Here is a 13,624-nt window from a genome sequence, read left to right on the forward strand (position 1 = left end):
GACCCGCTGATTAAGAGTCAGCTGCTCTACCAACTGAGCTAATCACCCGGACCATGCGTCTGCGCATCCCTCGGGACGCGGCTTCGGGGAACGGCGAGCCGGTCTCCGAAGGGCGCTCCTGATACTGGCTCGGACCCTCCGGCGCAAGCGTCCATTTCGTGGCCCGCGGAGGCGCGCTAGTCTGCGCCGGAATCAGGGGCGTGACGGCGATGGCGAGACGGAATCTGTCGGGAGCGGTCGACTTCGCCGTGCTGGAGCGGATGACCGGCGGCGACGACGCCATCAGCGAGGAGGTGCTGGGCCTGTTCGTGCAGCAGGCGGCGATGTGGTCGCCGATGCTGGACGTGCGCGAAGCCGGCTGGCGCGACGGGGTGCATACGATCCGCGGCGCGGCGGCGGGGATCGGGGCGAGCGCGCTGGCCGAGGCGTGTCAGCGGGCGGAGGCGGCGGACAAGGCCGGGGCGCCGCCCCTGCTGGACCGGGTGCGCGACGCGCTGGACCTGGCCCTGTCCGATGTGGCGGCGTTCCGGCACGAGCTGATGCTGAGGGGATTGAGGGGGTAGCGGGCCCCCTCCACCATCCTTCGGATGGTCCCCCTCCCCCCCTGCGGGGGAGGAGACAGTCCGGCCTAGCCGCGGGTGCGGTCGTAGCTGTCGAACTCGTGGGCGATGCAGCGGTCGATCAGGGTGCGCCAGACCGGCTCGGCAATGGCGGGCGACAGGCCGGCGGGACCGGCGGCGGCCAGCACCTTGGCCACCACGTCCTCGATCCGGGCGTCGTCGTGGACGACCGAGCGGTCCGGCTTGATGCGGGCGGCGGCGTCCATATAGCGCTGGCGCTCGGCCAGCAGGGCGACGAGGGCGCGGTCGAGGGCGTCGACGCCGTGGCGGACCTCGGTCATCGAGACGCAGGCCTCGGGCGCGACGCGGGCGTCGATGGCGACGGTCGTCGGGGCGGCCTTCAGATCAACCGACAAAGGCGCGCTCCAGAACATAGTCGCCGGGCCCGGCGTTCGAACCCTCCTTGAGGCCGTAGCCCTCGAGCAGTTCGCCGACTTCCTTGATCATGGCCATGGAGCCGCACAGCATGACGCGGTCGGTGGCCGGGGAGAAGCCGGCCGGAAGGCCGAGGTCGGCGAACAGGGCCCCGGAGCCGATGCGGTCGGTGATCCGGCCCGGCGTTTCGAAGGCCTCGCGGGTGACGGTCGGATAGTAGCGCAGCTGGGCCTTGGCCTCGTCGCCGATCAGGGGGTCGTCGTGGATGCCCGAGGTGAAGAAGTCGCGGTAGGCGAGGTCGGCGACGTTGCGCACCGTGTGGCAGACGATCACCTCGCCGAAGCGGGAATAGGTATCCGGGTCGCGGGCCACCGACAGCCACGGGGCCAGGCCGGTTCCGGTGCCGATCAGCCACAGCCGCTCGCCGCCGGTCAGGGCGTCCAGCACCAGGGTGCCGGTCGGCTTCTTGCCCATCAACACCGTGTCCCCCGGCTGGATCGCCTGCAGGCGCGAGGTCAGGGGGCCGTCGGGGACCTTGATCGAAAGGAACTCCAGCGCCTCGTCCCAGCTGGGGCTGGCGATGGAATAGGCGCGCAGGATCGGCTTTCCGCCGTCTTCGCCCGGCAGGCCGAGCATGACGAATTCGCCGGAGCGGAAGCGGAAATCCTCGGGCCGGCGGATGCGGAAGCTGAACAGCTGGTCGGTCCAGTGATGGACCCACAGCACTTCCAGCTCGTGGAAGGGCGAGGCCTTGGCGGGCGGGGCGGAGACGGCGACGTCGGTCATCGGGGGCTTATTAGGGGGCGGAAGCCGGAGGGGGAAGGGATGCGGTGTCGCGCGGGTGTAACAAGGGGATGACGGCCGGAGGATTCGTCTCTAGCGTCGCGACCATGCGCAACATTCTCCTCGCCTCCACCCTCTTCCTCGCGGCCCAGTCGCCGTTCACCGCGGCTCACGCCCAGAGCGCGCCGCAAACGCCGGACCCCGCTGTGCTCACGCCGGAACGGGTCTTCGCCAATCCGTCCCTGTCCGGGCCCGTGGCCAGGGGCGTGTCGCTGTCGCCCGACGGCGAGCTGGTCGCCTTCCTGCGGTCGCGCGAGGACGACGTCGATGTGCTGGACCTGTGGGCCGCGCCGACCGGCGAGGGCGAGCCGTTCAAGCTGATCGACGCCCGGGCGATGGTTCCGGACGCCGGCGAGCTGTCGGAGGCCGAGAAGGCGCGGCGCGAGCGGATGCGGATCAGCGCGCGCGGCGTGGTCGAATATTCATGGGACGAACAGGGCCGGTACATCCTCGCCCCGCTGGAGGGCGACGTCTTCCTCGCCGAGCGCGAGGGGGGCGCGGTGCGCCGGCTGACCGAGACCGAGGCCGACGAGATCGACGCCAAGGTGTCGCCGGACGGAAACTATGTCTCGTGGGTCCGCGATCAGGATCTGGTCGTCTACGACCTGGCGGCGAACCGCGAGACGGCGGTGACGACCGACGGCGAGGGCCTGATCACCTGGGCCACCGCCGAGTTCATCGCCCAGGAGGAGATGGATCGCGACACCGGCTACTGGTGGAGCCCGGACGAGCGCTACATCGCCCTGCAGCGGACGGATGAATCGACGGTCGACGTCATCCCGCGGCTGGACATCACCGGGGGCGGGGCGAGTGTGATCGAGCAGCGCTATCCGCGCGCCGGGCGGCCGAACGCCGTGGTCGAGCTGTACGTGCACGACCGCGAGAGCGGCCAGCGGACCAAGGTCGACCTGGGCGCCAATACCGACATCTATCTGGCGCGGGTCAACTGGTCGGCGGACGGCGAGACGCTGTACGTGCAGCGTCAGTCGCGCGACCAGAAGACGCTGGACCTGCTGAGCGTGGACCCCGCCACCGGCGCGTCGCGGGTAATCGCCACCCAGCGCTCCGACGCCTGGGTGCCGCTGAACAGCAATTTCAAGGCGCTGGACGACGGGACCTTCATCTGGTCGTCCGAGGAGAGCGGCTGGAACCACCTGTATCTGTACGACCGTGACGGCCGCCGCCTGCGCGCCATCACCAGCGGCGACTGGCCGGTCAAGTCGCTGGACGGGGTCAATCAGGAGACGGGGGAGATCTTCTTCACCGCCTCGATGCGCGACGGCGAGGAACTGCCGATCGAGCAGCAGCTGTTCCGCGCCAGCCTGCGCGAGGACATGACGCCGGTCGCGGTGACCCCGGCGGGCGGCTGGTGGAGCGCCTCGGTCAACCGGACGGGGACGGCGTTCGTCGGCAACTACACCGACCTGGACACGCCGTCGCAGTCGGGTCTGTATCGCGCCGACGGGACCTTCGTCCGCTGGATCGAGGAGAACCGGCTGGACGAGAACCACCCGGCCTTCCCCTATGTCTCGCGGCGGGGCGAGGTGACCTTCGGCACGCTGGAGAGCCATGGCGAAACCCTGGTCTGGCAGATGACGACGCCCCCGGGCTTCGACGCGTCGAAACAGTATCCGGTGGTCATGCAGGTCTATGGCGGACCGTCGGGCGGCGGGGTCAAGAAGGGCTGGCAGGGGTCGACCAGCCAGCTGCTGACCGAGGCCGGCTATATCGTCTTCCGTCTGGACAACCGCGGCGAGGGCTATCGCTCGGCGGCGTTCAAACAGGCGCTGTATCTGAAGATGGGCCAGCCCGAGATCGAGGATCAGGTGCTGGCGGCGGACTATCTGCGCTCGCTGCCGTTCGTCGATGACGACCGCATCGCCATGATGGGCTGGTCCTATGGCGGCTTCATGAGCCTGATGGCGCTGACCGAGCCGGAGATGGGGCTGGCCTCGGCCATTTCGGGCGCGCCGCCGACCGAGTGGAGCCTGTACGACACCCATTACACCGAGCGGTTCATGTCGACGCCGGAGCTGAACGTCGAGGGCTACGCCGCCTCGGACGCGATTCCGCGGCTGGACGACCTGACCGGGCGGCTGCTGCTGTTGCACGGCATGGCCGACGACAACGTCATCTTCGAGAACACCACCCGCGTCATCGACGCCCTGCAGAGCCGCAGCATTCCGTTCGAGATGATGCTGTATCCGGGCCAGCGCCACGGGGTGCGGGGCAATGAGCGCCAGCTGCAGCAGTGGCGGACGTATCTGGACTTCCTCGACCGGACGATCGGGTCGCGGGCTGAGTAAGGACTCCCCTTCCCCTCGAGGGGGAAGGGGCCGGGGATGGGGCGGTGGCAGTGATGTTCAGGACGTGGCGCGAGAGGCTGGTCGGCAGGGGTGACGGAGCCCATCCGAGCGCCACCTCATGCATCCTGCCTACACCCCACCCAACCCTCCCCCTCGAGGGGAGGGCTTTCGTGGGCGGCGGCCGTTCAGCGGCGCTGGCCGCCAGCGCTTTGGCGGGGCTGCTCCTCGCCGGCTGTGCTTCAACGGAGTCCTTTGTTTCGCATGGGCCATGCGGGATCGCGCGGGTCTCATACTCGGTCGCCGATCTGGTCGATCGTCCGGACGAGGTGTTCGGCGGGCTGGGCTGCGCCGCGATGACGGCGGAGGCGCAGTCGCGGTATGAACAGGGCACAAACGCGGTCATCAGAACGATCGCAATCACGGAAATGGAGACGCCGGGGACCGGTGCGCTGCGGGGCGTTCCCATCTTGCTGAAGGACAATATCGAGACCGCCGACATGCCGACCACGGCCGGCTCGCTGGCGCTGGTGAACAACGCCCCCGGCCGGGACGCGCCGCTGGTGGCACGTCTGCGCGACGCCGGGGCGGTGATCCTCGGCAAGACCAATCTGTCGGAGTGGGCCAATATCCGCTCGTCGAACTCGACCAGCGGCTGGAGCGCGGTCGGCGGGCTGACGCGCAATCCGCATGCGCTGGATCGCAACACCTGCGGCTCGTCCTCGGGCAGCGGGGCGGCGGTGGCGGCGGGCCTGGCGCCGGCGGCGATCGGCACCGAGACCGACGGCTCGATCACCTGTCCGGCGGCGATCAACGGCATCGTCGGCTTCAAGCCGACGGTGGGGCTGGTCAGCCGGACGCATATCGTGCCGATCAGTCATTCGCAGGACACCGCCGGGCCGATGACGCGGACGGTCGAGGACGCCGCCATCGTGCTGACCGCCATCGCCGGCTCCGACCCGCTGGACGCGGCGACAGCCGAGGCGGACGCGCGCAAGGTCGACTATCGCGCGGCGCTGGACGCCGGATCGCTGACCGGGGCGCGGATCGGGGTGATGCGCTTCGCCATGGGCTATTCGGCCAAGACCGATGCGGTTTTCGAGGCCAGTCTCGAAGCGATGCGCGCGGCCGGGGCGGTGATCGTCGACATCGCCGAGGGGCCGGACATGGAGACCATGGGCGGGGCCGAGTTCGAGGTGCTGATGTACGAGCTGAAGCATGACCTGAACGCCTATCTGGCCTCGACGGACCCGGCCCAGGTGCCGACGCGGACCTTGGCCGAGGTGATCGCCTTCAACGAGCGGACGCCGCGCGAACTGGCGTTGTTCGGCCAGGAGCTGTTCCTGCTGGCGCAGTCGAAGGGCGGGCTGGACGATCCGGCCTATGTCGAGGCCCGGGCCACGTCGCTGCGGCTGGCTGGCGCCGAGGGTATCGACCGGCTCATGCGCGAGCATCGGGTGGTCGCCCTGATCGCGCCGACGACCGGACCGGCCTGGACCACCGACGTCATCAACGGCGACCACTATGCCGGCTCGGCCAGCCAGATGCCGGCCATCGCCGGCTATCCGCACCTGACCGTGCCGATGGGCTTCGTCGACGGCCTGCCGGTCGGGATCAGCTTCATCGCCGGCCGGTGGGAGGACGCCAGGGTGCTGTCGCTGGGGTATGCGTTCGAGCAGTTGACACGGGCGATGCGGCCGCCGGCCTTCCTGCGGTCGGTCGGGGAGGGCGAGGCGCTGGCCCCGCTTCTGGCCCCGGTCGAGCCCTGAACCGACCGGCGCGTTCTGGCGCAGACCACCAGAACCAGCGGTCGGCCGCGACGATCCCGCCGCTCGGCGTGCAACCTTCGTCAGGGGGCGAAGGTTAGGCCGCAATGGACAGCCGCCATTTCGCAAGGACCGCCCCTTGAGCCTCGTCGCCAATGTGGTCGGCTCGGCCGCCGCCGTCTGTTCGGTCACCAGTTTCGCGCCGCAGATGATGAAGATCTGGAAGAACCGCGACGCGTCGTCGGTATCGTTGAAGACCTATTCCCTGACCGTCACCTGTTTCGCCCTGTGGGTGGTGTACGGGGTGATGACCGGCGCCTGGCCGGTCACCGTCGCCAATTCCTGCGCCCTGCTGATGGCGGCGGGAGTAATGGCCATGAAATGGAAATTCCGCGACCGCTAGCGGCCGCGCCTTACCCGGCGGGGTCGGCCTGCGGCTGGTGGGTGAAGCCGTCGAGATTGGACAGCAAGGCCCGGTCGCGGCCGATCTCGACCGGACTCATGGCGTAGGCCACCGTCAGCCGCGCCACCGACACCAGCGCGTGGGTGTGGATCCGCTCATAGCCGTGGCTGGCGTCGACGCCGAAGGTGATCAGGGCGGTGCGGATGTCCGCGCCCGACTCCAGGGCCGAGGCCGAATCCGAGCGGTAGTAGCGGAACACGTCCTTCTGGAACGGGATCTCGTGCTCCCGCGCCAAGCCGACCAGCTTGCGCGTCAGGTGCCAGTCAAACGGTCCGGTCTGGTCGGCCATGGCGATGGTGACGCCGAACTCGTCGGAGTTCTGGCCCGGGGCGGTGGTGCCGTTGTCGATGGTGAGCATGGAGGCGACGTCCGGCACCAGCACCGACGAGGCGCCCGAGCCGACCTCCTCGGCGATGGTGAACAGGAAGAAGACGTCGACCGGCGGCGGGACCCCCTCGCGGACCAGCGCCTCGAGCGCGGCCAGCATGGCGGCGACGCCGGCCTTGTCGTCCAGATGGCGCGAGACGATGAAGCCGTTGTCGAGGAACTCGGGCTGGGGATCGATGGCGACGATGTCGCCGACGTCGATCCCGAGGCGCCGCACGTCCTCGGCCGAACGGACCTCGGCGTCGATGCGCAGCTCGACCTGGCGCCAGCTGACCGGCTGTTCGTCGACCTCTTCGTTGAAGGTGTGGCCGGAGGCCTTGAGCGGCAGGATGCCGCCGCGCCAGGTCGTGTCCTCCGCGAAGATGGTGCAGCGGGCGCCCTCGGCGAAGCGCGACGACCAGTGGCCGATCGGGACCACTTCCAGCCGGCCGGTCTCCTTGATGCGTTTGACCTGGGCGCCGAGGGTGTCGAGATGGGCGACGACGGCCCGGGCCGAGGCGGTCTCGCGCCCCTTGAGGCAGGCGCGGATGGCGCCGCGCCGGGTCAGCTCATAGGGCACGCCCAGCCGGTCCAGCTCGCGGCAGACCTCCCAGACCGCCTCGTCGGTCAGGCCGGTGGGGCTGGCGATGGCCAGCAGGGTCCGCAGTCGGTCGCACAGATATCCAGCGTCGATGGAGGCCAAGGTCAGGATCACCCTCTGGTCAATGTTCAGGCGTTGGCGTGGAAGGCCCGCGCCGCCGGGGATTGCGACAGCGGGAACAGCAGGTCGATGAACCGCTCGGCCGTCGGCTGGGGTTCATGGTTGGCGAGGCCGGGCCGTTCGTTGGCCTCGATGAAGGCATAGTCCGGCTCGCGCGGGTTGCGCACCATCAGATCGATGCCGGTGACGGAAATGTCGATCGCCCGGGCGGCGGCGATGGCCGCCTGGATCAGGGCCGGATGGACCTCGTCGGTGACGTCGTGGATGGTGCCGCCGAGGTGCAGGTTGGCGGCCTTGCGGACCTGAATTTCCGCCCCCTCCGGGGCGATGTCGTCGAGGTCGTAGCCGGCCTCGGCGAGGGTGCGCCGGGTCTCGCCGTCGACGGGGATCTTCGACTCCCCGCCGGTGGCGGCCTCGCGGCGGCGGCTCTGGTGTTCGATCAGGGCGCGCAGGGTCGAGCGACCGTCGCCGACCACGCGCGGGGGGCGACGCAGGGCGGCGGCGACGACCTTGAAGTCGATCACCACCAGCCGTAGGTCGTCGCCCTGGACCTGCTGCTCGACCAGCACCTCCGGGCACTGGACCCGGGCGGCCTCGATGGCGGCGGCGACGTCCTCGAACGTCTTGAGGCCGACGAAGACGCCCTTTCCCTGTTCGCCCCGCGCCGGCTTGACCACGAGCGCGTCGTGGCGCGTCAGGGCGTCGCGCAGGGCGTCCGGGTCGTCGGCGTCGATCCGTTCGGGCGTCGTCACCCCGGCCTGTTCGACGATCCGCCGGGTCAGCCGCTTGTCGTCGCAGATGCTCAGCGCCACCGCCGAGGTCAGCTCCGACAGGCTCTCGCGGCAGCGGATCGAGCGCCCGCCCCAGGTCAGGCGGAACAGCCCGCCCGCGGCGTCGATCACATCGGTCTGGATGCCCCGGCGGCGCGCCTCGGCGACGATGATCTGGCCATAGGGGTTCAGGCCGTCGGCCTCGGCCGGGCCGACGAACAGCGACTCATTGATCGGGTTCTTGCGCTTGACGCCGAAGAAGCTGACGCGCCGGAAGCCGAGCTTTTCATACAGGGCGATGGCCTGGTCGTTGTCGTGCATGACCGACAGGTCCATCGAGGCCAGACCCTGGGTCGAGAAATGTTCGGCCAGCCGGCGCACCAGCGCCTCGCCGACGCCTGGCTGGGCGGCCTGGGGGTCGACCGCGAGGCACCACAGCGACGAGCCGCGCTCCGGATCGTTGAAGGCGCGGTCGTGATTGACCCCGGTCACCGTGCCGATGACAGCGCCCGTCGAGGAGTCCTCGGCCACCAGATAGGTCAGGCTGCGGTCGTCGCGACGGGACCAGATGAAGCCCGGCCGGGCCTGGACCATCTTCCGCGCGGCGTAGATGCGGTTGATCTCCTCCGCATCCTGCTCGGACGACAGACGCCGCACGACGAAGCCGCGGGGCTGCCTGCGGCTGGGGCGATAGGTCCCCAGATCGAGGCGGAAGCTGTGCGACGGGTCGAGGAAGACCTCCTGCGGCGCGGAGGCGAGCAGGACATGCGGGTTGCGGACGTAGAAGGCGATGTCGCGGCAGTCTGGCCCCTCGGCGCGCAGGGCCTCGATCAGGGGCCCCGCCTCGGCGAAGGTCTGGGCGAACAGCAGCCGGCCCCAGCCGCAGTCCAGCACCGCCCGATCGGCCATCTCGCCGGCCGCGGCGCCGGAAATGACCGGTTTCAGCCCCTCGTCGCGGAAGCGCTTGAGCCGGTGGGCTTGGTTGCGGCCGGTCCTGATGTCAGACGCCATGGGTCTGCAACCACATTTCGAGAAGGGCCGCCTGCCACAGTTCCGAACCGTGCAGGGGCGTCATATGTCCGGTGGGATCGGCGAACAGCGCATCCAGATAACCCGTCTGGAACAGGCCCCGTTCCCGGGCGACCTGACTGGTCAGGGTGTCGCGCACCATCTCCAGATAGGGGCCCTGGATGTATTTCAGCGCCGGCACCGGGAAATAGCCCTTCTTGCGGTCGATCACCTCGGCCGGGATGACCTTGCGGGCCGCCTCCTTCAGCACGCCCTTGCCGCCGTGCGACAGCTTGTGCTGCGGCGGGATGCGCGCGGCCAGTTCGACCAGTTCGTGGTCGAGGAAGGGCACCCGGGCCTCCAGTCCGAAGGCCATGGTCATGTTGTCGACCCGCTTCACCGGGTCGTCGACCAGCATCACCTGACTGTCGAGCCGCAGCGCCTTGTCGACCGGCGTCGTCGCCCCGGGGCGGGCGAAATGGGCTTCGACCAGGGCGCGGCTGACGTCCGTGTCGGCCAGCCATTGCGGGTTCAGCTGTTTCGACAGGGTCTCGTGCGACCGGTCGAAGAAGGCCTGGGCGTAGGTCTCCACCGGGTCGCTCCCGTCCGTCATCGGCGGGTACCAGTGGTAGCCGGCGAACACCTCGTCGGCGCCCTGGCCCGACTGCACCACCCGGATGTGTTTCGAGACCTCCTGGCTGAGCAGGTAGAAGCCGACATTGTCGTAGGAGACCATCGGCTCGGACATCGCCCCGATGGTGCCGGGCAGGGCCTCCATCAGCCGGTCGTGCGGGACGAAGATCTGGTGGTGGTTGGTGCCGTAGTGGCGCGCGATCAGGTCGGACCAGACGAATTCGTCGCCCTTCTCGCCGTTCGCCGCCTCGAAGCCGACCGAGAAGGTCATCAGATCCTTCTGGCCCAGTTCGGCCAGCAGGCCGACCACCAGGCTGGAATCGACGCCGCCCGACAGCAGCACCCCGACCGGCACGTCGGCGACCATGCGCCGCCTGACCGCCACCCGCAGGCTGTCCAGCACGAGGTCGCGCCACTCCTCGAACGAGCGCGCCTCGTCGTCCGGGCCGCGGGTGAATTCGGGGCGCCAGTAGACCCGGTCGCGGCGGCTGCCGTCCGGCTCGATCACCCGGATGGTGGCCGGCGGGAATTTCTTGACGCCGTTGAGGATGGTGTGCGGCGGCGGCACCACGGCGTGGAAGCTCATGTAGTGATGCAGCCCGACCGGATCGATCGAGCGGTCGACATCGCCGGCGGCCAGCAGGGCCGGCAGGGTGGAGGCGAAGCGCAGGCGCTGGCCGGCCTCGGCCACGTACAGCGGCTTGATGCCGAACCGGTCGCGCGCCATCACGGTCCGCCCGCTGTCGCGCTCGTGGATGACGAAGGCGAACATGCCGTGGAATCGCTCGACGCAGCGGTCGCCCCAAGCCCGCCATGCCTTGAGCACCACCTCGGTGTCGCCGGTGGAGAAGAAGCGGTAGCCCTCGGCCTCCAGCTCCGCCCGCAGTTCCGGATAGTTGTAGATGCAGCCGTTGAAGACGCCGGTCAGGCCCAGCTCTGAATCGGCCATCGGCTGCTGCGATTTCTCGGACAGATCGATCACGCTCAGTCGCCGGTGACCGAAGCCAACCGGACCCCTGAGGATGATCCCGGAGCCGTCAGGTCCGCGCGGGGCGAGCGTATCGGTCATTCGTTGCAGCGCGCCGGCGTCGGCCGGCTTGCCGTCGAAATTGATCTCGCCGCTCAGACCGCACATGAATTCGCCTTGTGTTGTGGGTGATGCGTACACAAATGGTTCGTGCACCAAGGAATACAACCCGAATGAGCGTTGCTGGTTCTCCCTCCCCGGCCGGAAATCCAACCGATCCGGACACGACCCTGCTGCGGTCGATGCGCCGGATCGCCCAAGCCATCGACGTCCGGTCGCGCGAGATCGCCCGACTGACCGGCCTGACCCTGCCGCAGCTGATGGTGCTGGAGGCGGTGCGCAGTCTCGGCCAGGTCACCACCCAGGAATTGTCGCGCGAGGCGGCCATGTCGGCCTCGACCGTGGTCGCGGTGCTGGACCGGCTGCTGGCCAAGGGGCTGGTCGACCGGGACCGCTCGCTGATCGACCGGCGCGTGGTGCACACCCGTCTGACGGCCGCCGGCGCCGAGGCGCTGAAGGCGGCGCCGCATCTGCTGCATCCGGGGTTCCTCGCCGCCTTCGCCGAACTGGACGACGCCGAGCGCGGCCAGCTGGCGGGGGCGCTGCACCGGATCGAGCGGCTGATGACGACCGCCGCCCCCGACGTCGGGCCGCCGCGCCCGGAGGCGGACGAGAGGCCGGAGACGGTCCGGACCTGACCGGCGTGCAGGCCGACGCACTGAGGTCGATCGGCCGGCCGCCGTTGTAGGGAACGAGGCCCTCCGTAACGCCGCTGTCGCGAATGGATGTCAGGCCTCCGCCGCTGCTTCGGAGGCTTCATGCACGCCCTGCTCCTGTCGCTGGTTCTGTCGTCCACGCCCGTGGATCTGCCGGATTGCCGGCCCGAGGCCGCGGATGTGCGCGCCGCGGGCGGCGACGCCTGCGCCCGCCAATGGATGGACCGGACCCTGCGGCTCAACGACCTGCAGGCCGTCGGCACCCACAACAGCTACAAGCTGGCCATCCCTGCCGACGAGCTGGCGGCCATGGTCGCCGCGGGCGGCGCCGGGGCGCTGGGCCTCGACTACGCCCACCGGCCGCTGGCGGAACAGCTGGACGCCGGCGCCCGCCAGCTGGAGCTGGACGTGCTGCACGACCCCGAGGGCGGCCGCTACGCCCGGCCGCTGACGGCGCTGGGCGGCGGCGCGCCTGTCAGCCCGGCCTTCGCGGCGGCTATGGCGCGGCCGGGCTTCAAGACCCTGCATATGCCGGATGTCGATTTCCGCAGCTCGTGCCTGACCTTCGTCGCCTGTCTGGGCGAGGTCCGCGACTGGTCGGCGGCCCATCCCGACCATGCGCCGATCCTGATCATGCTCAACGCCAAGACGGGCCGGGCGTCGATGCCGGACGGGACGGCGCTGCTGGACTTCGACTCTGTGGCCTGGGACGCGCTGGACGCCGAGATCCGCTCGGTGTTCGGCCCCGATCGGCTGATCACCCCGGACGCGATCCGGGGCGATCGCCCGACGCTCAGGGAGGCGGTGCTGGCCGGCGGCTGGCCCGCCCTGGCCAGGGCGCGCGGCAAGGTGTTCTTCGCCCTCGACGAGGGGCCGGCCAAGGTGGCCGCCTATTCCGCCGGCCGGCCGTCGCTGGAAGGCCGGGCTATGTTCGTCAACACCGACGAGGCCTCGCCCGCCGCCGCCTATCTGACGCTCAACGATCCGGTCGCCGAACAGGACCGCATCCGCGCGGCGGTGGCGGCCGGCTTCGTCGTGCGCACCCGCGCCGACGCCGACACGCGCGAGGCGCGTCAGGCCGATCCGGACCGGCGCAGCGCCGCCATGGCCAGCGGGGCCCAGTATGTGTCGACCGACTATCTGTGGGCCGATCCGCGCTTTCCGACCTATCAGGCGCGGCTGGCCGGTGGGGCGGCGGCGGCCTGCAATCCGGTGCGCGGCGCGGCGCGTTGCGACGACCTCGCCGTCGAGATGACCGAAGGCGCTCCGGCGCGCGGCTATCTGGCCCCGACGGACCGGCCAGACCTGACCACGGTGCTGGCGGCTCCGCCCGAGCCGGGCTCGCCGCGCCATCGCGCCGACGCCGACCTGTTCCGCGAGACCCGGGCGCTGGAGGGCTCGCCGCGCTGGGCCCTGGCCGCGCATGACGTCACCGGCTCCATGTACGACCATTTCGCCGAGGCCCTCGGCCTGCGGCTGAGCGAGGACGAGGCGCCGGTCCTGACGGCCCTGCTGCACCGGTCGGGCAACGACCGGTCGGTTGTCGGCGACGCCAAGACCCACTGGGCCACGCGGCGGCCGTGGGTCGGCACGGACCTGCCGATCTGCGAGGCGAAGTCGGATCATCTGGCCAGCAATCCGGACTATCCGTCGGGCCATGCGGCCCATGGCATGCATGTGGCCATGGTGCTGGCGGAACTGGCGCCGTGGCGGGCCGACGCCCTGTACGCCCGCGGGCGCGAATTCGCCGAGAGCCGCTACATCTGCGGGTCGCACAGCTACACCGCCGCCGAGGCGGGGATCCTGTCGGGCGCGGTGATCTATGGGGCGGAACAGGCGTCGGAGATCTTCCGTCGCGACATGGAAATGGCCCGCGCCGAGGTCGAGGCGGCCCGCGTCCGGCGGTCGCCGGCGGCGAACGCGACACCTCGGTGAAGATTGGGTGAAATCCGCTGTCACACGCTGAGGGGCGTCCGGTGACCGTCGTTGATGCCTGCGGGGGCGAAGGCCGGC

11 protein-coding genes are annotated in these 13,624 nt (G+C 70.1%); 6 read left to right on the forward strand and 5 right to left on the reverse strand.

Annotated features, from left to right (window positions below; genetic code table 11):
* The first annotated feature begins 209 nt into the window (after nt 1-209).
* Nucleotides 210-563 (forward strand): Hpt domain-containing protein, encoded by a 354-nt coding sequence (locus ACK4JY_RS10680; protein WP_409605486.1) that lies wholly within the window; start codon nt 210-212, stop codon nt 561-563.
* Nucleotides 564-628: 65 nt separating this feature from the next.
* On the opposite strand, the gene ACK4JY_RS10685 is transcribed toward ACK4JY_RS10680, so the two are convergent.
* Nucleotides 629-994, reverse strand: coding sequence for a chorismate mutase (locus ACK4JY_RS10685; protein ID WP_409605488.1), 366 nt, complete (start codon nt 992-994; stop codon nt 629-631).
* A complete protein-coding gene (locus tag ACK4JY_RS10690; protein WP_409605490.1) occupies nt 966-1,781 on the reverse strand; it encodes a ferredoxin--NADP reductase in 816 nt (271 codons plus the stop codon). The genes ACK4JY_RS10685 and ACK4JY_RS10690 overlap by 29 nt, the downstream gene beginning before the upstream one ends.
* 104 nt (nt 1,782-1,885) lie before the next feature.
* Here ACK4JY_RS10690 and ACK4JY_RS10695 point away from each other — a divergent pair, with 104 nt between their 5' ends.
* The 3 genes from ACK4JY_RS10695 to ACK4JY_RS10705 all read left to right on the forward strand — a co-directional run bounded on the left by ACK4JY_RS10695 (nt 1,886) and on the right by ACK4JY_RS10705 (nt 6,310).
* Nucleotides 1,886-4,144 (forward strand): S9 family peptidase, encoded by a 2,259-nt coding sequence (locus tag ACK4JY_RS10695; protein ID WP_409605492.1) that lies wholly within the window; start codon nt 1,886-1,888, stop codon nt 4,142-4,144.
* A gap of 425 nt (nt 4,145-4,569) precedes the next feature.
* Nucleotides 4,570-5,910: an amidase gene (locus ACK4JY_RS10700; protein ID WP_409605494.1), complete on the forward strand. Its 1,341-nt coding sequence runs from the start codon at nt 4,570-4,572 to the stop codon at nt 5,908-5,910.
* 136 nt (nt 5,911-6,046) lie between these two features.
* Nucleotides 6,047-6,310 carry a SemiSWEET family sugar transporter gene (locus tag ACK4JY_RS10705; protein WP_409605496.1) on the forward strand — a complete coding sequence of 88 codons (264 nt, stop codon included), beginning with the start codon at nt 6,047-6,049 and terminating at the stop codon, nt 6,308-6,310.
* Nucleotides 6,311-6,320: 10 nt separating this feature from the next.
* On the opposite strand, the gene ACK4JY_RS10710 is transcribed toward ACK4JY_RS10705, so the two are convergent.
* Genes ACK4JY_RS10710 through ACK4JY_RS10720 form a run of 3 tightly spaced genes read right to left on the reverse strand, consistent with a single transcriptional unit; the run spans nt 6,321 to nt 11,003 of the window.
* Nucleotides 6,321-7,451, reverse strand: a complete 1,131-nt coding sequence (locus ACK4JY_RS10710; protein WP_409605498.1) for an osmoprotectant NAGGN system M42 family peptidase — start codon at nt 7,449-7,451, stop codon at nt 6,321-6,323.
* A gap of 14 nt (nt 7,452-7,465) precedes the next feature.
* Nucleotides 7,466-9,238, reverse strand: coding sequence for an N-acetylglutaminylglutamine synthetase (ngg, locus tag ACK4JY_RS10715; RefSeq protein WP_409605500.1), 1,773 nt, complete (start codon nt 9,236-9,238; stop codon nt 7,466-7,468).
* Nucleotides 9,228-11,003 (reverse strand): N-acetylglutaminylglutamine amidotransferase, encoded by a 1,776-nt coding sequence (locus ACK4JY_RS10720; RefSeq protein WP_409605502.1) that lies wholly within the window; start codon nt 11,001-11,003, stop codon nt 9,228-9,230. The genes ngg and ACK4JY_RS10720 overlap by 11 nt, the downstream gene beginning before the upstream one ends.
* Before the next feature lie 65 nt (nt 11,004-11,068).
* Here ACK4JY_RS10720 and ACK4JY_RS10725 point away from each other — a divergent pair, with 65 nt between their 5' ends.
* Both ACK4JY_RS10725 and ACK4JY_RS10730 read left to right on the forward strand, forming a co-directional pair.
* The gene (locus ACK4JY_RS10725; protein WP_409605504.1) at nt 11,069-11,593 is read left to right on the forward strand and encodes a MarR family winged helix-turn-helix transcriptional regulator; all 525 of its coding nucleotides are present in this window, start codon (nt 11,069-11,071) and stop codon (nt 11,591-11,593) included.
* 120 nt (nt 11,594-11,713) lie between these two features.
* The gene (locus ACK4JY_RS10730; RefSeq protein WP_409605506.1) at nt 11,714-13,546 is read left to right on the forward strand and encodes a Ca2+-dependent phosphoinositide-specific phospholipase C; all 1,833 of its coding nucleotides are present in this window, start codon (nt 11,714-11,716) and stop codon (nt 13,544-13,546) included.
* The last annotated feature ends 78 nt before the right edge of the window (nt 13,547-13,624 follow it).

The organism is Brevundimonas sp. (genome assembly GCF_046295595.1).
Taxonomy (GTDB): domain Bacteria; phylum Pseudomonadota; class Alphaproteobacteria; order Caulobacterales; family Caulobacteraceae; genus Brevundimonas.